This window comes from Streptomyces sp. NPDC003393 (genome assembly GCF_053589015.1).
This window is the reverse complement of record NZ_JBSFRB010000005.1, coordinates 275,471-294,666: the sequence shown is the minus strand read 5'-3', so window position 1 is coordinate 294,666 and position 19,196 is coordinate 275,471. Positions and strand designations below refer to the sequence as shown.

The 19,196-nt window shown below is 72.5% G+C and carries 14 protein-coding genes; 10 read left to right on the top strand and 4 right to left on the bottom strand.

Translation table 11 applies throughout. The features are described from left to right. Nucleotides 1–89 precede the first annotated feature (89 nt). Complete coding sequence (locus tag ACWDUZ_RS08055) at nt 90–533, bottom strand: RrF2 family transcriptional regulator (RefSeq protein ID WP_451630944.1); 444 nt, start codon at nt 531–533, stop codon at nt 90–92. 127 nt (nt 534–660) lie between these two features. On the opposite strand from ACWDUZ_RS08055, the gene ACWDUZ_RS08050 reads away from it, so the two are divergent. The 3 genes from ACWDUZ_RS08050 to ACWDUZ_RS08040 all read left to right on the top strand — a co-directional run bounded on the left by ACWDUZ_RS08050 (nt 661) and on the right by ACWDUZ_RS08040 (nt 4,228). After that, nucleotides 661–1,371, top strand: a complete 711-nt coding sequence (locus ACWDUZ_RS08050) for a DUF3105 domain-containing protein (RefSeq protein ID WP_451630943.1) — start codon at nt 661–663, stop codon at nt 1,369–1,371. Then, the gene (locus tag ACWDUZ_RS08045; RefSeq protein ID WP_451630942.1) at nt 1,368–2,006 is read left to right on the top strand and encodes a DUF305 domain-containing protein; all 639 of its coding nucleotides are present in this window, start codon (nt 1,368–1,370) and stop codon (nt 2,004–2,006) included. The genes ACWDUZ_RS08050 and ACWDUZ_RS08045 overlap by 4 nt, the downstream gene beginning before the upstream one ends. Before the next feature lie 281 nt (nt 2,007–2,287). Beyond that, complete coding sequence (locus ACWDUZ_RS08040) at nt 2,288–4,228, top strand: S53 family peptidase (RefSeq protein WP_451630941.1); 1,941 nt, start codon at nt 2,288–2,290, stop codon at nt 4,226–4,228. Nucleotides 4,229–4,418: 190 nt separating this feature from the next. Here ACWDUZ_RS08040 and ACWDUZ_RS08035 read toward each other — a convergent pair whose 3' ends face one another. After that, complete coding sequence (locus ACWDUZ_RS08035; protein WP_451630940.1) at nt 4,419–5,303, bottom strand: alpha/beta fold hydrolase; 885 nt, start codon at nt 5,301–5,303, stop codon at nt 4,419–4,421. A 117-nt stretch (nt 5,304–5,420) separates the two neighbouring features. Between ACWDUZ_RS08035 and ACWDUZ_RS08030 the strand changes: the two genes are divergently transcribed. Continuing rightward, a complete protein-coding gene (locus tag ACWDUZ_RS08030; protein WP_451630939.1) occupies nt 5,421–7,175 on the top strand; it encodes an NAD+ synthase in 1,755 nt (584 codons plus the stop codon). Nucleotides 7,176–7,267: 92 nt separating this feature from the next. Here the strand turns inward: ACWDUZ_RS08030 and panB are convergent, their stop codons facing one another. After that, nucleotides 7,268–8,143: a 3-methyl-2-oxobutanoate hydroxymethyltransferase gene (gene panB, locus ACWDUZ_RS08025; RefSeq protein ID WP_451630938.1), complete on the bottom strand. Its 876-nt coding sequence runs from the start codon at nt 8,141–8,143 to the stop codon at nt 7,268–7,270. A gap of 219 nt (nt 8,144–8,362) precedes the next feature. On the opposite strand from panB, the gene ACWDUZ_RS08020 reads away from it, so the two are divergent. From ACWDUZ_RS08020 to ACWDUZ_RS07995, 6 genes are all read left to right on the top strand, one after another. Next, nucleotides 8,363–9,952 (top strand): MFS transporter, encoded by a 1,590-nt coding sequence (locus ACWDUZ_RS08020; RefSeq protein WP_451630937.1) that lies wholly within the window; start codon nt 8,363–8,365, stop codon nt 9,950–9,952. Between the two features lie 113 nt (nt 9,953–10,065). After that, nucleotides 10,066–10,698, top strand: a complete 633-nt coding sequence (locus tag ACWDUZ_RS08015) for a TetR/AcrR family transcriptional regulator (RefSeq protein ID WP_451630936.1) — start codon at nt 10,066–10,068, stop codon at nt 10,696–10,698. A gap of 174 nt (nt 10,699–10,872) precedes the next feature. Next, nucleotides 10,873–11,931, top strand: a complete 1,059-nt coding sequence (locus tag ACWDUZ_RS08010) for an endonuclease/exonuclease/phosphatase family protein (protein WP_451630935.1) — start codon at nt 10,873–10,875, stop codon at nt 11,929–11,931. Nucleotides 11,932–12,021: 90 nt separating this feature from the next. Further along, nucleotides 12,022–13,251: an MFS transporter gene (locus ACWDUZ_RS08005; RefSeq protein ID WP_451630934.1), complete on the top strand. Its 1,230-nt coding sequence runs from the start codon at nt 12,022–12,024 to the stop codon at nt 13,249–13,251. Between the two features lie 397 nt (nt 13,252–13,648). Beyond that, on the top strand, nt 13,649–14,674 hold the full coding sequence (locus ACWDUZ_RS08000) for an ATP-binding cassette domain-containing protein (protein WP_451630933.1): 1,026 nt from the start codon (nt 13,649–13,651) through the stop codon (nt 14,672–14,674). Further along, nucleotides 14,671–15,498, top strand: a complete 828-nt coding sequence (locus ACWDUZ_RS07995) for an ABC transporter permease (RefSeq protein ID WP_451630932.1) — start codon at nt 14,671–14,673, stop codon at nt 15,496–15,498. Before ACWDUZ_RS08000 ends, ACWDUZ_RS07995 begins: the two co-directional genes overlap by 4 nt. 45 nt (nt 15,499–15,543) lie before the next feature. On the opposite strand, the gene ACWDUZ_RS07990 is transcribed toward ACWDUZ_RS07995, so the two are convergent. Next, nucleotides 15,544–19,119: an AfsR/SARP family transcriptional regulator gene (locus ACWDUZ_RS07990; protein WP_451630931.1), complete on the bottom strand. Its 3,576-nt coding sequence runs from the start codon at nt 19,117–19,119 to the stop codon at nt 15,544–15,546. Nucleotides 19,120–19,196 lie beyond the last annotated feature (77 nt).

Genomic DNA, 19,196 nt, shown 5'->3' with positions numbered 1-19,196 from the left:
GGGGCGGTGCGCACCGCCCCGGCCGGCCCTTGCGCGTTCCGTCGCGCGGTGCCTTGCCCGTTCCTCGGTCCCGGCCGGGTCCGGAACGCTCAGGAGGGGCGCCGTGCGCTCGGCAGTCCCAGCAGCAGCGGGCCCGTGGGGGCCGCCACCATGTCGGTGACCGTGAGCGGGTCGAGCGCGGCGTAGAACGCCTCCTGGGCCCGGCGCAGGGCGCCGCGAAGGCGGCAGTCCGAGCTCAGCGGACAGGGCGCGGCGCCCTCGCAGTCGGCGACGTCGCCCTCGCCCTCCAGGCCCCGCACGATCGCGCCGACCGAGGCGCCGCGGCCCGTCTCGGTGAGGCTCAGTCCGCCGCCCCGGCCGCGCCGGGTCTCGAGCAGCCCGCGGTGCTGGAGTTCGGCGACGACCTTCGCGGCATGCGTGTACGGCACGTTCACGTCCGCAGCGACCTCACGGGTCGTGGGGGTCGACTCGCCCGCGACGGCGAGCCGCATCAGAACGCGCAGCGCCATGTCGGTGGAGCGCAGCAGCCGCATACGGCCAGCGTAGGCTAATCCGAATCCGCGACTCAACTATTCGCGCTCTCCCCGCCGCCCCAGCGGCCCCACTACCATCACCACGTTCACCGCACGCGACCGTCCCCTGACCGAAGGACGCACACCCATGGGTTCCGCCAGCACCGGTAAGACCAGCGCCGACGGGCGCAAGGCACACGTGCAGGAGTTGCGCCGCGTCGAGCAGGCCCGCAAGCGCCGGTCACGGATCCTGGCGGTCGCGGCGAGCGTGGTCGCCGTCGCGGGCCTTGCCGTCGGCGGCGTGGTCTTCGTCCAGTCGCGCTCCGACGACGGCACGTCGGCCGACGCGGCGACCGAGGCCAAGGCGGCCCAGGACGGCAAGGCGGGCGGCAAGGACGGTGCGGGCCACTTCGTGACGGGCAAGGACGGGGTGCGGACCTGGACGGGCGAGCTGTCCCGCAACCACGTCACCACGCCGGTGGCGTACCCGATGCGTCCGCCCGTGGGCGGCGACCACAACCCGGTCTGGCTGAACTGCAACGGCGAGGTCTACACCGAGCCGGTCAAGGACGAGAGCGCCGTGCACTCGCTGGAGCACGGCGCGGTCTGGGTGACGTACACCGGCAAGGCGGCCGAGTCGGACGTGGCGGCGCTCGCGGCCAAGGTGAAGAAGACGCCGTACACGCTGATGAGCCCGTACGAGAACCAGCAGGCTCCGTTGATGCTCTCGGCGTGGGGCCACCAGCTCACCGTGCGGAGCGCCTCGGACCCGGCCGTGGACAAGTTCTTCGCGACCTATGTGCAGGGCTCGCAGACGCCCGAGCCGGGCGCCCCGTGCACCGGCGGAGTGATGAAGTGAGCAAGTACGCCGGCTGGATCGCGGGCGCCGCCGTGACCGCGCTGGTCGCGGCCGGGGCGATCAGCTACGCGGTCGCCGAGGACGGCGCCGGCTCCGGCGCGCGGCGGACGGCCACGCCCTCCGCCGACTCCGCGGACGCCGGTTTCGCCCGGGACATGGCGGTCCACCACCAGCAGGCCGTCGAGATGTCGTTCATCGTGCGCGACCGCACGAGCGACCCCGACGTGCGCCGTCTCGCCTACGACATCGCCCAGACGCAGGCCAACCAGCGGGGCATGCTGCTGGGCTGGCTCGACCTGTGGGGGCTGCCGAAGGTGTCGGCGGATCCGCCGATGACATGGATGGGCATGGGGGACGCGGCCCCTGGCAAGGACGGCGCGCTGATGCCGGGCATGGCGACGAACACGCAGCTGAAGAAGCTGGGCGAACTGAGCGGCAGGCAGGCCGAGGTCTTCTACCTCCGCTTGATGACGGCCCATCACAACGGTGGCATCCACATGGCGGAGGGCTGTGTCGCCCGGTGCACGGTGGGTGCGGAGAAGAGGCTGGCGCAGGGCATGGTGGACGCACAGCGGTCCGAGATCCGGCTCATGTCCGACATGCTCGACGAGCGTGGCGCCGCGCCCGCTTCCTGACCGCGGGCGCCACGCCGTGCGGTGCCACCGGAACGTGACACGCGCCCACCGGAATCCGGGGAGCAAAACGCCCAACTCCACTGGAAATCCCCACACCTGACGGTTCCTTGGCCTTCTCTTGGCTCGCCCATTCCCCTGGCATGCCCGGTTCATCGGGAAGAGTGGCTCTCGATCGTGTGATCCATTCACGGGCGTGGGCCGAACCGCCGCGGTCTTCGCGCGGATCACGCGAGAACCAAGCACTCAGTGCGTGACATGCGATCCGCATCGCAGGGGGTTCTATGAGATCCAACCGCGCCACCGTGCGCGCCGGGGTGAGCATGGCGGCGACGCTGCCGATGCTCGCCGGTGCGCTGGCGCTCGGCATACCCGCGGCGCACGCCGCGGGTCACTCGGGCCGGGACGCCCTCGCGGGCACCAAGCCCGCGTGGGCGACGGCCAAGGCGGACAAGGGCGCCACCTCGAACGCCGCCCAGGTGAACGCCCGGGTGTACCTGGCCGGCCGCGACGCCGCCGGCCTCGCCGCGTACGCCAAGGCGGTCGCCGACCCGTCCTCGCCCATGTACGGCAAGTACCTGAGCGCCAAGCAGGCGCAGGCCCGCTTCGGGGCCACCAAGGCCCAGGTGGCCGCCGTGAAGTCGTGGCTGAAGTCGGCGGGCCTGAAGGTCACCTCCGTCACCCCGCGCTACATCGCGGTCTCCGGTGACGTCGCCGCCGCCGAGAAGGCGTTCGGCACCCAGCTGCACAACTTCGCCAAGGGTTCGAAGACCTACCGTGCGCCGGCCCAGGCGGCGTCGGTGCCCGAGGGCCTGAAGGGCGCCGTCCTGACCGTCAGCGGCCTGGACAACGCCCCGCACAAGGCGAACCACAAGGACCAGCTGCCGCCGCCGGACGCGGTGTTCAAGAACGCCGGTCCGTTCTCGTCGTACTACGGCTCGAACGTCGCGAGCACGCTGCCGAAGGCGTACGGCCAGAAGATCCCGTACGCGGTCCAGGGCTACACCGGCAAGCAGCTGCGCTCGGCCTACGGCGCCGGCAAGTACACCGGCAAGGGTGTACGGATCGCGATCACCGACGCGTACGCCTCGCCGACCATCGCCTTCGACGCGGCGAACTACGCCAAGAAGCACGGTGACGCGGCCTGGAAGACGGGCCGGCTGCACCAGGTGCTGCCCAACCACTACACCAGGACCGAGGAGTGCGGGGCCGCGGGCTGGTACGGCGAGGAGACCCTCGACGTCGAGGCCGTGCACGCGGTCGCGCCCGACGCCGACGTCACCTACGTGGGCGCCGCGTCCTGCTACGACGACGACCTGCTGGACTCGCTCGGCAAGATCGTCGACAACCACCTGGCCGACATCGTCTCCAACTCCTGGGGCGACATCGAGGCCAACCAGACGCCGGACCTGGCCGCCGCCTACGACCAGGTGTTCCAGTTCGGCGCGGTGGAGGGCATCGGCTTCTACTTCTCCTCCGGTGACAGCGGCGACGAGGTCGCCCACACCGGCGTCAAGCAGGTCGACACCCCGGCCAACTCGGCGTGGGTGACCGCGGTCGGCGGCACCTCGCTGGCCGTCGGCAAGGGCGACAAGTACCTGTGGGAGACCGGCTGGGGCACCGACAAGGCCAACCTGTCGGCCGACGGCAAGAGCTGGACGGACTTCCCGGGCGCCTACACCTCCGGTGCGGGCGGCGGCACCAGCAGGACCGTGCCGCAGCCGTACTACCAGAAGGGCGTCGTCCCGAAGAAGCTCGCCACGGCCAACAACGCCGCCGGCAACCGCGTCGTCCCGGACATCGCGGCGATCGCCGACCCGAACACCGGTTTCCTCGTCGGCCAGACGCAGACCTTCCCGGACGGGTCGCAGCAGTACAGCGAGTACCGCATCGGCGGCACCTCGCTGGCCGCGCCGGTCATCGCGGCCGTGCAGGCCCTCGCCCAGGAGGCCCGCGGCGGCCAGGCGATCGGCTTCGCCAACCCGACGATCTACTCGAAGTACGGCTCGAAGCTGTACCACGACGTGGTGGACCGGCCGACCGGCAAGGATCTGGCCGTCGCGCGTGTCGACTACGTCAACGGCTTCGACGCCGCCGACGGTCTGAGCGTCTCCGTCCGCAGCCTCGGCAAGGACAGCTCGCTCAAGGCGGTCACGGGCTACGACGACGTCACCGGCGTGGGCTCCCCCGCGAACGGCTACGTCAACTCCTACCGCCGGCACTGACACCCGGCCACGGGCGCGCCCGCTCCTCCTCGGCGAGGGGCGGGCGCGCCCGCGTGTACGGAGCGGCCACCCACCGCGGTCCGGCGGATCCGGGCACGACCGCCCCCGGACGACAGGCCGTCCCGCTCCCCCGAGCCGCCACCGCCCGACACGACGTCACACGCCCCGTCCCGCCCGCGCGGACATGCCGTCAGCGCCCGCGCGGCCGCTTCTCCTCGACGCGGGATGAGCCCGCCCGCGTGTGCAGGACCGCTTCGGCCACGGCCCGCGGGTGGTCGAGCATCAGCAGGTGTCCGGACGGGGAGCAGACGCGCGGGGTGCCGTTCAGCAGGGCGGCGAGGTCGCGCTGTCTCGCCAGCCACGACGCCCGCCGGTGTGCCGGGCGGCGCGGGTCGTCCGCGACGAGCACCGTGACGGGCAGGCCGGGCGGCAGGGGGCGGCGCCGGCGCAGCGCGGCGAGGGCGACGGCCTGGTCGGTGTAGGTGGCGTTCTCGGCGAGCGCCGCGTGCAGCCAGCGGCCGGTGGAGTAGGCGCGCAGGACCGCGTCGTACGGCGCCGGGTCGGGCCCGCCCACCCGGCCGGCCCGGACGGCCGCGCGGCGCAGCGACGGACCGGCCACGCGGGGCAGTCCGGCCGCGCTCACGAGCGTGGCGTACGCGCGCGTGACGGTGTCGCGGACCGCGCCTGCCCGACGCGGCCGGGGGTCCTCCTCCACGCTGGAGTCGACCAGCACGAGCCCGGCGGCCCGCTCGGGGAACAGCCGGGCGAAGGCCTCCGCGTGGAATCCGGCGAGCGAGTGGCCCACCAGCGTGACGGGCCCGTCGAGGCGCAGTGCGTCGACGACGGCCGCGATGCGGCGCGCCTCCCCGGCGAGCGTCGGCCGGCGGCGCGTGTGCCCGCTCAGGCCGAGGCCGGGGCGGTCGAAGCGGACGACGGTGCGGTCCGCGGCCAGCAGCGGTACCACGGGATCCCAGTCGAACCAGCACAACCCGAGCCCGGCGCTGAGGACGCACGGCGGCCCGCTGCCGTCGACGACCACATGGTGGACGACACCGTCGATCCCGATGAAGGTCATGACCGCCGCCTGCGTTCCGGTCCCCCCGGGTTCCACAAGAGCATCATGCCCCGCGCGGGCGGCGACCCACACTCCGCGCCACCCCATCGCGTCGCTCTGACGATTACACTGGGCGCCGTGCCTCAACTTCGCCTCGCCCTGAACCAGATCGACTCGCGCGTCGGTGACCTCGACGGAAACAGCGAGGCGATCGTCCGCTGGACCCGGCACTCCGCCGAGCAGGGAGCGCATCTCGTGGCGTTCCCGGAGATGGCGCTGACCGGGTATCCCGTCGAGGACCTGGCCCTCAGGTCGTCCTTCGTCACGGCGTCCCGCGCGGCGCTGCGCGCCCTGGCCGCCCGGCTCGCCGAGGAGGGCCTGGGGGAGCTTCCGGTGCTCGTCGGCTATCTGGACCGCTGCGAGACCTCCCAGCCCAAGTACGGCATGCCGGCCGGCGCGCCGCAGAACGCGGCGGCGGTGCTGCACCGCGGCGAGGTGGTGCTGAACTACGCCAAGCACCACCTGCCGAACTACGGCGTCTTCGACGAGTTCCGCTACTTCGTGCCCGGCGACACCATGCCGGTGCTGCGTCTGCACGGCATCGACGTCGCGCTCTCGATCTGCGAGGACCTGTGGCAGGAGGGCGGCCGCGTCCCGGCCGCGCGCACCGCGCGCGCGGGGCTGCTGCTGTCCGTCAACGCCTCCCCCTACGAGCGCGAGAAGGACGACACCCGCCTCGAACTGGTCCGCAAGCGGGCCCAGGAGGCCGGCTGCACCACCGCCTACCTGGCCATGACCGGCGGCCAGGACGAGCTGGTGTTCGACGGCGACTCGATCGTCGTCGGCCCGGGCGGAGAGGTGATCGCGCGGGCGCCGCAGTTCACCGAGAGCTGTGTCGTCCTCGACCTGGACCTGCCGGCCGCGGCGCCGGACGCCCCCGAGGGCGTGGTGGACGACGGGCTGCGCGTCGACCGGGTGGTGCTGTCCGAGGAGCCGCCGGCGCCGTACGAGCCGGAGCACACCGGCGGCTACGCCGAGCGGCTCGACGACGACGAGGAGGTCTACACGGCACTGGTCGTGGGCCTGCGGGCGTATGTGCGCAAGAACGGCTTCCGGTCGGTGCTGATCGGCCTGTCCGGCGGCATCGACTCCGCCCTCGTCGCCGCGATCGCCTGCGACGCGGTCGGCGCGGAGAACGTGTACGGCATCTCGATGCCCTCGAAGTACTCCTCGGAGCACTCCCAGGACGACGCGGCGGAGCTGGCGAGGCGCACCGGGCTGAACTTCCGCACCGTTCCGATCGCGCCGATGTTCGCGGCGTACATGGACTCCCTGGGCCTGACCGGCCTGGCGGAGGAGAACCTCCAGTCCCGGCTGCGCGGCACGCTGCTGATGGCGGTCTCCAACCAGGAGGGCCACATCGTCCTCGCCCCCGGCAACAAGTCGGAGCTGGCGGTGGGCTACTCCACGCTGTACGGCGACTCGGTGGGCGCGTACGGCCCGATCAAGGACCTGTACAAGACGTCGGTGTTCCGGCTGTCGCGGTGGCGCAACCGGGCGGCGGCCGAGCGGGGCGAGACGCCGCCGATCCCGGAGAACTCCATCACCAAGCCGCCGAGCGCGGAGCTGCGCCCCGGCCAGGTGGACACGGACTCGCTGCCGGACTACCCGGTGCTGGACGCGATCCTCGACCTCTACGTCGACCACGACAAGGGCGCCGACGAGATCGTCGCGGCCGGCTACGACGGCGAGCTGGTCGCGAAGACGCTGCGCATGGTCGACACGGCCGAGTACAAGCGGCGCCAGTACCCGCCGGGCACCAAGATCTCCGCCAAGGGCTTCGGCAAGGACCGGCGCCTGCCGATCACGAACGGCTGGCGCGAGAAGGCGTAGCGGCGAACGGGGAGGAGCCCCGGCCGACGGGGGAAGATCGGCCAGGGCTCCTCTTGGTGTTTCCGCGGTGGTTCGGTGGACCGGAGTGCCCTCTAGTGGACGGAGTGCTCCTCCAGCGGGAACGTTCCGCCGACGACGTCCTCGGCGAAGGCCTTGGCCGCGTTGCCCATGATCTCGCGCAGGTCGGCGTACTTCTTGACGAACTTCGGCACGCGTCCGCCGGTCAGCCCGAGCATGTCGGTCCACACCAGGACCTGGGCGTCGGTCTCCGGGCCGGCGCCGATGCCGACCGTCGGGATGTGCAGCACCCGCGTCACCTCGGCAGCCAGCTCCGCCGGGACCAGCTCCAGCACGACGGCGAACGCGCCCGCGTCCTGAACGGACTTGGCGTCGCGCAGCAACTGCTGGGCGGCCTCCTCGCCGCGGCCCTGGACGCGGTAGCCCATGGCGTTGACGGACTGGGGGGTCAGGCCGATGTGGGCCATGACCGGGATGCCGGACTCGACCAGCAGCCGGATCTGCTCGTGCGAGCGCTCGCCGCCCTCCAGCTTGACGGCGCCGACGCCGGCCTCCTTCACCAGCCGGGTGGCCGAGCGCAGCGCCTGCACCGGGCCCTCCTGGTAGGAACCGAAGGGGAGGTCGCCGACGATCAGGGCCCGCTTGGTGCCGCGGACCACCGCGGCGGAGAGCATGGTCATCTCGTCGAGGGTGACCGGCACGGTGGTGTCGTACCCGAGGTGGCAGTTGCCCGCCGAGTCGCCGACCAGCATCACCGGGATGCCGGCCTCGTCGAAGACGGACGCGGTCATCGCGTCGTAGGCGGTGAGCATGGGCCACTTCTCGCCGCGTTCCTTGGCGAGGGCGATGTCGCGGACGGTGATGCGGCGGGTGCCCTTGCCTCCGTACAGCGCCTTGCTGCCGTCGGAGGGGCTGTTCTGGACAGTCTGGGCAGCCGAAAGCTGCGTCATGGCAACGGCTCCTTCAGTCATCTCGAGGCGCCCTGACGGCGTCCCCGGACTCTCCCCCATGGTGGCACTTCGTGCCGTGCCGGGCCAGAGGGCCCGCGTGTGCGCAAGATCTCGGAGCGGGCCGTTCGGATCCCCCGCAGGAGAACCAGTCGTAAGATCTGGGCAAAGGATTTCCGATACGAGACGGTCTCGTATCGGAAGTACCCTAGGCTCGACGCCATGACTACTCCTGCCGTTCCCGCCCCCCGGATACCGGAAGCGGTGCACCGCCGCCGCTGGGCGATCCTCGGCGTTCTGATGCTGAGCCTGTTGATCGTGGTGCTCGACAACTCGATCCTCAACGTCGCCATCAAGACGATCGCGACCCCGGCCCCGACGGGCCTCGGCGCCACCCAGAGCGAGATCGAGTGGGCCATCAACGCCTACACCCTGGTCTTCGCGGGTCTGCTGTTCACCGCCGGTCTGGTCGGCGACCGCCTCGGCCGCAAGAAGGTCCTGCTCGGCGGACTGCTCGTGTTCGGCATCGGATCGGCCCTGGCCGCCGAGTCCGGCTCCCCGGGCCAGCTCATCGCCTTCCGCGCCCTGATGGCCCTGGGCGCCGCCTTCGTCATGCCGGCCACCCTCGCGGTGCTGATGAACGTCTTCGAACGCGAGGAGCAGCCCAAGGCCATCGGCATCTGGGCCGGCGGCGTCGGCCTCGCCATCGCCATCGGCCCGATCACCGGCGGCGCGCTGCTCGACCACTTCTGGTGGGGCTCGGTCTTCCTCATCAACGTGCCGATCGTGATCATCGCGCTCGCCCTGATGGTGTGGCTGGTGCCCGACTCCCGCGACCCCCGCCCGGGCCGCCTCGACCCCATCGGCGTCGTCCTGTCCGTCGTCGGCCTGGTCCTGCTCGTCTACGGCATCATCAAGGGCGGCGAACTGGCCGACTTCACCGACGCCAAGGTGCTGTCCACCATCGTCGCCGGCCTCGTCGTCCTCGCCGCGTTCATCGTCTTCGAGAAGCGCAGCGACCACCCGTCCCTGGACGTCACCTACTTCAAGAACAAAGTCTTCTCGGCCGCCATGAGCGCCATCGCACTGGTGTTCTTCGCGCTGATGGGCGTCACGTTCTTCGGTGTCTTCTACACCCAGAGCGTGCGCGGCTACTCGCCGCTGGAGTCCGGCCTGCTGATGCTGCCGCTGGCCGCCGCGCAGATGATCTTCGCGCCGCGCGCCCGGCTGGTCGTCGACCGTTTCGGCAACAAGGCCACCACCACGGCCGGCCTGATCGTCATCGCCGCGACACTGGCCGCCTTCGCCGGCTTCGAGGCGGACACGCCCATCTGGCTGCTGGAGGTCGTCTTCTTCCTCATGGGCACCGGCATGGCGCACATCATGACGCCGACCAGCGTGGTGATCATGCAGGCCCTGCCCCGCGAGAAGGCCGGCTCGGCGTCCGCGCTGAGCAACACCTTCCGCCAGGTAGGCGGCGCACTCGGCATCGCCGTGCTCGGCTCGGTGCTGTCGACGGCGTACCGTGACGGCATCGAGGGCAAGCTCGGCCTGCTCCCGCCCGGCCTGCGGGAGACGGCCGGCGAATCCATCGAGGCCACCCTGGGCGTCGCCGCGAAGCTCGGCCCGCGCGGCCAGGCCCTGGTGGACCCGGCCAACGACGCCTTCCTGCACGCCATGCACGTCACCGCGCTGTGCGGGACCGTGGTCGCGCTGATCGGCGCCGTCGTGGTGGCCGTCTTCCTGCCGGGCAGGACGACGCCGCCGCAGAAGGACAAGGAGGAGCCGGAGCTGGTGGCCGCAGTGGACTGAGCGGTGCCGACGGGGCGGCGGACGGTCGACGGGGGGGCGGATGGCCGAAGGCGCGCAGGCGTCGTCGGCCACCGGGTAGGACAATCTCCCGGTACGACGAAAGGACGTCTCACGTGAGCCTTGCCGACAGTCAGGCCGCCCCTGCCCCCGAGGCCCCCGCACGCGGGCGCCCCCGCAGCGAGGCGGTGGAACGCGCCATCGTCGAGGGCGTGATGAAACTCCTGGAGGACGGCGTTCCGCTCGCCGAGCTCTCCATCGAGCGCATCGCCCGCACCGCCGGCGTCGGCAAGGCCACCATCTACCGCCGCTGGAGCGGCAAGGAGGAACTCTTCGTCGACGTGGTGCGCGCCGCCGAGCCCGCCGACCCCGAACTGCCCGGCACCTCGATGCGCGACGACCTCGTGGCAATCCTGGAGCAGCTGCGCCGACGGGGCCTGGTGCACCGCTCGTCGGCGATCCTGCACAACGTCTACGCCCAGATGAAGAGCAGTCCGAAGATCTGGTGCGCCTACCACGCCACCGTCATCGAGCCGCGCCGCAGGCTCCAGGGCGAGATCCTGCGCCGCGGGCAGGCCGACGGTGAACTGCGCACGGACATCGACGTCGACCTGCTCAACGACATCTTCGTCGGCCCCATGCTGGTGCGCAGCGTGATGCGCCCGGAGGCCGACCTGCCCGAGGGCCTGTCGGAGCAGATCGTGGACACGGTGCTGGAAGGTCTACGGCCTGTCAGTTCCCGTGCCTAATGTGCGCGTTTCGTCACAGACCCTGCTTCCCGCACCGTAACCGGAACTCGGGCCGCCGACTTGTTCGTCCTCGTGCCCGTACGGCCGTCACGAGACGGCGGAACGGAACCGATCATCCCCTAGGGTCGTAGCCACGGGGTGAACGGTGTGCACGGCGGGCAGTGAGGCGACGGTATGGCGCAGCAGGCGTACATGACGGAGACGGGCAGCGGCGGCTCGGGGCCCGAGCCCCGGCGGGACCGGCTTCGGCGCCTGGTGAATCGCGTCTTCGGCGGCTGGCGCGGCGATCCGCGGATCTGGCGCCGCGGCATCGTGCTCGCGGCCGTCGCGGTGGTGCTCGCCCTGGTGATGGCACTGCACTCGCACATCCCCAACCGTGTCGGCAACCTCGGCAGTCTCACCGAGACCTTTCTGCCCTGGTTCGGGCTGCTGATCCCCGTGCTGCTCGTGGTGGCCCTGGTGCGCCGGTCGGCGACGGCACTGATCGCGGCAGTGCTGCCCTCGATCGTCTGGCTGAACCTGTTCGGCGGCCTGCTCACCGCCAAGACCGGCACCGGCGGCGATCTGACGGTGGCCACCCACAACGTCAACGCCGACAACCCCGACCCGTCCGGCACCGCCCGCGAGGTGGCCTCCTCCGGCGCGGACGTGGTCGCCCTTGAGGAGCTGAAGGCGTCGGCGGTGCCGGTGTACGAGAACGCACTGGCCTCGACGTACAAGTACCACTCGGTGCAGGGCACGGTGGGGCTGTGGAGCAAGTACCCGCTCGACGGGGTGCGTCCGGTGGACATAAGGCTGGGCTGGACGCGGGCCATGCGCGCCACGGTGGCCACCCCCGAGGGGCCGGTCGCGGTGTACGTCGCCCATATGCCCTCGGTGCGGGTGAAGATGAACGCCGGCTTCACCGCCGCCCAGCGCGACCAGAGCGCGGACGCGCTCGGCGAGGCGATCGCCGACGAGCGGCAGCCGAAGGTGATCCTGCTCGGCGACCTCAACGGCACCATGAACGACCGCTCGCTCAACGCCGTCACCTCCCAGATGCGCTCCACCCAGGGCGCGGTGGGCGACGGCTTCGGCTTCAGCTGGCCGGCGTCGTTCCCGATGGCGCGGATCGACCAGATCATGGTCAAGGGCGTGGAGCCGGTGAGCTCCTGGTCCCTCCCCCGCACGGACAGTGACCACCTCCCGATCGCGGCCAGTGTGAAGGTCACCACATCGGCATCCGACTCCTGACCTGCCGGAATACCGGGCGCGAGGGCTTTGTTCCGTAGCTGAACATAATAGGACCGACGCTGCGCGGAACCCACCCTCGAAAGGCCCTTCATGCCCCTGGCACTGCTCGCCCTGGCCATCGGCGCGTTCGGAGTCGGCACGACCGAGTTCGTCATGATGGGCCTGCTGCCCGACGTGGCGGACGACCTGCGCGTCTCGATCCCCTCCGCCGGGCACCTGGTGTCGGCGTACGCGCTCGGCGTCGTCATCGGCGCCCCGCTGCTGGCCGCGCTCACCGCGCGGCTGTCCCGCCGGACCGTCCTGATCGGTCTGATGGTCCTGTTCGTCGCCGGCAACGCGCTGTCCGCGTTCGCCCCCGGCTACGACTCCCTGCTCGCCGCCCGCTTCCTGAGCGGCCTGCCACACGGCGCCTTCTTCGGCGTCGGCGCGGTGGTCGCGACGGACCTGGTGCCGCCGGAGCGCAAGGCACGCTCGGTGTCCCTGATGTTCCTCGGCCTGACCGTCGCCAACGTCGTCGGCGTCCCGGTCGCCACGCTCATGGGCCAGCACCTGGGATGGCGGGCGACCTTCCTGGCGGTGAGCGCCATCGGCCTCGCGGCCATCGCCTCGCTGGCCCTGCTCCTCCCCCGCCATCACACCCCCTCGGCCGGCCGCGCCCCGGCCATGGGCCTGCGCGGCGAACTGGCCGCGCTGCGCTCGTTCCCGGTCTGGCTGGCCCTGCTGACGACGGTCGCGGGCTTCGGCGCCCTCTTCGCCGCGTACAGCTACGTCACCCCGATGCTCACGGACTCCGCCGGGTACGCCGAGTCCAGCGTGACCCTCCTCCTGGCCCTGTTCGGCGTGGGCGCCACGGCCGGCAACCTGCTCGGCGGCCGGCTGGCCGACCACTCGCTGCGCCGCACCCTGTTCGGCGGCCTGTCCTCACTGGCGGCGGTGCTCGTCCTCTTCCCGCTGCTGATGCGGGCCCAGTGGAGCGCGGCCCTGGCGGTGACCCTCCTGGGCACGGCCGCCTTCGTCACCGGCTCCCCCCTTCAGCTGATGGTCATGGAGAAGGCGTCGACGGCCCCGTCCCTGGCCTCCTCCGCCAATCAGGCGGCCTTCAACCTGGCCAACGCGGGCGGCGCGTGGATCGGCGGTCTGTCCCTGGCCGCGGGCTTCGGAACGACGTCACCGGCACTGGCCGGCGCCGCGCTGGCCGTGCTCGGCCTGGGCGTGGCGGCGGTCGCGTACGCGGTGGACCACCGTCGGCCGCCCGCCACCCACCCGGCCCGCGTGATCGCGAGCCACGTACCCGAGCCGGCCGAGACCCTCCCACGCTGAGCGAGCGGGGGTCGCCGTAGGAGAACCGCGCACCGCACGTACGGGCGCCTCCCCGGAGAAAACCCCGGCGCCCACCCGTGCCACGCCCCGAACGCACCCGCAGCCGCCGGACGACGGGAGCGGGGCGTGGGGGTGGGGCACGGCCCGCCGCGTACTGCGGTCCCTCCTCCGCCCACCATGCTCCTCCGGGCCGTATGTCCGTGTGCGGCGGGCCGGCCCCGGCCCCACACCCCCGACCCACCCACACCCCGTAGGCGCCGGCGGTGCCGCCGGGCACTGTCACGGCCGGCGCGGTCGGCCCTGCCAGCGGGATGTCGGCATGCCTGTCGGCGGCATGTCGGCAGCCTGTCGGCGGGATGTCGGTGCTTTGTCGGTGGGGGCTGGGACAGTCGTCGCCATGACGCGAATCGACAACAAGCCCAGCGGCGCGGGCAACGCCGTGACCGTGCGGGGGCTGGTCAAGCACTACGGCGAGACCAAGGCGCTGGACGGCGTCGACCTGGACGTGCGCGAGGGCACCGTGATGGGCGTGCTCGGCCCGAACGGCGCCGGCAAGACCACCCTCGTACGCATCCTGTCCACGCTGCTGACCCCCGACGCCGGCCAGGCGACCGTCGCCGGCTACGACGTCCTCCGCCAGCCCCGCCACCTGCGCCGGGTGATCGGGCTCACCGGCCAGTACGCCTCCGTGGACGAGAAGCTCCCGGGCTGGGAGAACCTCTACATGATCGGCCGGCTCTTGGACCTGTCCCGCAAGGACGCCCGCGCCCGCGCCGACGAACTGCTGGAGCGCTTCTCCCTCACCGAGGCCGCCCGCCGCCCGGCGAGCACGTACTCCGGCGGCATGCGCCGCCGCCTGGACCTGGCCGCCTCGATGATCGGCCGGCCCACCGTCCTCTTCCTCGACGAGCCGACCACCGGCCTCGACCCCCGCACCCGCAACGAGGTCTGGGACGAGGTCAAGGCGATGGTCGGCGACGGTGTCACCGTCCTGCTCACCACCCAGTACATGGAGGAGGCCGAGCAGCTCGCCTCCGAGCTGACCGTCGTCGACCGGGGCAAGGTCATCGCGGGCGGCGGCATCGAGGAGCTCAAGGCGAGGGTCGGCGGCCGCACCCTGCGCGTACGTCCGGCCGACCCGCTGGAGCTGCGCCCGCTCGCCGCGATGCTCGACGAGCTGGGTATCACCGGCCTGGCCTCGACGACCGTCGACGCCGAGACCGGTTCCCTGCTGGTGCCGATCCTGAGCGACGAGCAGCTGACCGCCGTGGTCGGCGCGGTCACCGCACGCGGCATCACCATCGCTTCCATCACCACCGAACTGCCCAGCCTGGACGAGGTCTTCCTGTCCCTCACCGGCCACCGCGCCAGTGCCCCGCAGGACGCCCGGCCCGCCGACGCCCGCGAGGAGATCACCGTATGAGCGCGACCACCGCAACCGCCGCCGTCGGCGCCACCGCCGCCGACGTCCGGATCCCGCTGCGCGGGCATCTGCGCCACACCGGCGCCCTCATCCGCCGCAACCTGCTGTGGATCAAGCAGGACCCGGAGTCGATGTTCGACGCCCTGCTGATGCCGGTCGTCTTCACCCTGCTGTTCGTGTACGTCTTCGGCGGCTCGATCGGTCAGGCCCTGGGCGGCGGGCAGGACGGGTACGTGCAGTACGTCATCCCCGGCATGATCGCGATGATGAGCATGACGCTGTCCCAGGGCGTCGGCACCGGCTTCAGCCAGGACTTCAACTCCGGTGTCATGGACCGCTTCCGGTCGCTGCCGATCGGCCGCGGCTCGGTGCTGTTCGCCAAGATCACGGTGGAGCTGGCCCGGATGCTGTTCGCGACGGCCGTGCTGATGATCGTCGCCGTACTCGTCGGGTTCGACATCGGCCGCTGGGGCGGCCTGTTCGCCGCCGTCGGCCTGTCCGCGGTGTTCGCCTCGTCGATCATGTGGGTGTTCCTCACCCTGGGCGTGGTGCTGAAGAACGCGCAGTCCGTGCAGGCGATGGGCTTCCTGGTGCTGTTCCCGCTCCAGTTCGGCTCGTCGATCTTCGCGCCGACGAAGTCGATGCCGGGCTGGCTGCAGGCCTTCACCGACTACAACCCGCTGTCCACGCTCGCCGACGCCTCGCGCGGGCTGATGATCGGCGGCCCTGTGGCGCACGACCTGTGGGTGACGCTGGGCTGGTCGGTGGCGATCACCGCGGTGATGGCCCCGGTGGCGATCCACAAGTTCCGCACCAAGACCTGACGGCGCGTCCGGTGCCCGGGGCGTACGGCTCCCGGCGGGTGCATGTCAGAGCAGGGCGGCGGCCTCCTCCGGGGAGAGACCGCCGCCCTCGGCGTACGCGGACTCGTACTCCTCCTCGCCGAGGACGGCCCGGATCCGCGTCACCACCAGGTCCCGGCAGTGGCGCTCCAGGGCCGAGGGGATGTGCTGCGGCGGCAGCAGCCCGTCGGCGACGGCCAGGCAGCGGGCGGCGTCGCGGGCGCGGCTGCCGCCGTCGGCGTCGGCGAGGACCAGGGCGCCGACGGTCAGGGAGGTCGCGCGCATCTGCGGCGCGATCGTCAGGGACAGCGGCTCCTGTGCCTGCCGGAACGCCCGGCGGGTGTTGTCCACGGCGTCCTGGTGACGGCCGTCGAGCGCGTCCAGCCAGGCCTCCATGCCCAGGATGAACCCGTCGAAGACGGCGAAATGAGAGAGAGTGAACTCCGTGCGCAGCAGCCGCAGGTGTTCTCGTGCCTCGGGAACGCGGCCGCGGGTGCTGAGCCAGCCGGCCAGGAAGAGCCGGGCGAAGGGCGCCGCCTCGTTGGCGGCGGTGCCGTCCTGCTGCTCGACGATCTCGCGCAGCAGCCGTTCGCCGCGTTCTCCCTGACCCGCCTCCAGGAGGGCGCTGCCGAGCCGGGCGCCGAGCATCGTGACCTGGGAGTGCGCGCCGAGGTGCTCGGCGTGCTCCATCGCCGTCTCGAAGTCGGCGGCCGCCCGGAGGTACTGGCCCTGGCGTTCGTAGGCCTCACCGCGCGCGGAGAGGGACTCGGTCAGCCCCCAGGAGTCCCCGAGGCGGCGATGGATCTCCAGCGCCTCCTCGGCGTCGCGCAGCGCGTCGCCGGCCATGTCGGAGCGGTTGGCCAGCAGGTTCGCGCGCATCTGCAACGCGTTGGCGAGCTCCCATTCGAAGCCTGGGGTGCTGCGGCAGGTGCGTACGGCGGCGTCGGAGATGACGCGCATCCGGTCCGTGTTGCCCGTCATGATCACGGCGAAGAACCACAGCATGCCGGGTGCGCGGCAGGTCTGCGGCATGCCGGGCTCGTAGACCTCGGAGATGATCTCGAGCTTGCGTTTGGCCGCCGGGCTCTCCCACGCCTCGAGTTCGGTGTCCATGCAGGCCAGATGGGCCAGGTGAACGCCGCGCCGGGCCTCGGCGAGCACCTCGCCGGTCATCGGCGGCGGAGTTTCCGTGCAGGGCCGCCACACCGGGGCGGCGTGACGCACCGGGTCGGTGAACGGGTCGGGGCCGAGTGCCATCACCTCGGCACACCAGTTGCGGGCCTCGATGCGCACGTCCCTCATGTGCCAGTAGCCGAAGAGCGAGAGGATCAGACACAGGGCCTCCTGCTCGTCGCGTTCGGCGATGGCGTGCCGCAGGGCGGTGCGCAGGTTCTCGTACTCCAGCTCGAACCGGGCTATGGCCTGGCGCTGGTCGGGGCCGCGCAGCAACGGGTCGGTGGTGCGGGCCAGTTCGCGGTAGTACGTCAGGTGGGCGCGCTCGGCGTCGGCGCGGCCGGACCGCTGGTCGAGCCGTTCGCCCGCGTACTCGGCGACGGTCTCCAGCAGTCGGTAGCGCATCTCGCCGTCGGGGCCGGGGGCGGCGACCACGAGGGACTTGTCGACGAGGGAGCCGAGGGCGGTGAACGCGGCGGGCCCGCACACGGCCTCCGCGGCGGCCAGGTCGCAGCCGCCGGCGAAGACGGAGAGCCGGCCGAGCACGTCCCGCTCGTCCTCGTCGAGCAGGTCCCAGGACCAGTCGACGACGGCCCGCAGGGTCTGCTGGCGGGGCAGCACGGTGCGGCTGCCGGAGGTGAGCAGGCGGAAGCGGTCGTCGAGCCGGTCGGCGATCTGGCGCGGGGTCAGCATGCGCAGCCGGGCCGCGGCGAGTTCGATGCCGAGGGGCAGGCCGTCCAGGCGCCGGCAGATCTCGGCGCACGCCGCGGCCGTCTCCTCGTCCGCGTCGACCCGGAAACCGGGCCGTACGGCCGCTCCCCGCTCGGCCAGCAGCCGTAGCGCGACCGGCTCGGGCAGCGGCTCCACCGGGCGCAGCACCTCGCCGGGCACGCCGAGGGGTTCGCGGCTGGTGGCGAGGACGGTGAGGTGCGGGCAGCGGGCCAGCAGTTCCTCGACGAGGCGCGCGGCGGCGTCGACGACGTGCTCGCAGTTGTCCAGGAGGAGCAGCATGCGGCGCCGGGCGCAGTGCTCGACGAGCCGCTCCACGGGGCCGTCGTGCCGGTCGGCGACGGCGACGCGCATCTCCTCCGCGCCGGCGCCGTAGAGCACGGTCTCCCGGGCTCCGACGGCCGTGAGCACGGCCTCCGGCACGGCGTCCGGGTCGTCGACCGGGGCCAGCTCGGCCAGCCACACCCCGTCGCGCAGCGCCGACCGCACCGTCTCGGCGGCCTCCTGCGACAGCCGGGTCTTCCCGGCCCCGCCGGGCCCGAGCAGCGTGACCAGCCGGGCACCCCCGAGGTCCGCACGGATCGCCTCGATGTCCCCTTCCCGCCCCACGAAGGAGGTGAGCCGGGCCCGCAGGTTGCCGGGCGGCTGCGCGACCGGGGTCGTGCGGGTACGCACGCCGGCGGAGGTCTCCGAGGGGGCGGCGGGTGCGGCAGCTCCGCCGGTACCGGAGCTGCCGCCGTGCCCGGCAGGGCCGTCGGAAGGGGACGCGGCGGGTCCGGCCGGCCCGCCGGGCCGCTCACCGGACCCTGCACCCGTCCGCTCGGCGACCGGCACCCGGTGCCGCCGGCCACCCCGCCCGTCGTGCCACTCCTGCCACTTCGGCCCCTCATGCCCCGCATGCCACTCGCCAGGCTGCCCGTCGCGCCGCTCGCCCGACATGGCCACGCCCGGGGCAGCGGCTCCGCGCGCGCGTTCGGGATCCAGCAGTTCCTGATGCAGCGCGCGCAGTTCCGGTCCGGGGTCGGAGCCGAGGCGCTCGGCCAGCAGGTGCCGTACGTCCTCGTAGGCGGCCAGGGCCTCGGCCGAACGGCCCGCCTCGCGCAGGGCGCGCAGCCGCAGGGCCTGGAGGGGTTCGTCCAGCGGATGCGTGTCGCACAGGGCGGTCAGCTCGGGCAGGACCTGTTCGGCCTGGCCGAGGGCGAGCCCCGCGGTCAGCCGGGCGCGGCGCGCGTCCAGGTGGCGGGCCTCCCAGCGGGCCGCCTCGGCGGTGCCGTCGGGCAGATCGGCGAGGGCGGGGCCGCGCCACAGGGCGAGGGCGTCGTCGAGGACACCGGCCGCCTTCGCGCGGTCGCCGTCGCCCAGCGCACGCAGCCCCTCGCCCACCAGCCGCTCGAAACGGTGCAGGTCGACGTCGTCGGCCGTGGCGGTGAGCCGGTAGCCGCCCTCGGCGGAGGCGACGGCGTCCCCGCCGAGCGCCCGGCGCAGCCGCCCGACCAGCGCCTGGAGCGCACCCGTGGCGTCGGCGGGCGGATCACCTCCCCACACCTCGTCGACCAGGACGCGCACCGGGACCGTACGGCCGGGTCGCAGGGCGAGCACGGTCAGCAAGGCGCGCAGCCGTGCCCCGCCGACCGGGACGGCCGTGCCGTCCGGGCGGAGTGCCTGCGTGGTGCCGAGGATGCGATAGCGCACGGGGTCCATTGTCTCCAGGGACGTCGGTGCCGGTCACGGGGGTTGCGCGGCGCGGCGCCCGGTGGCGCCGGCAATCGGTGTCCCGG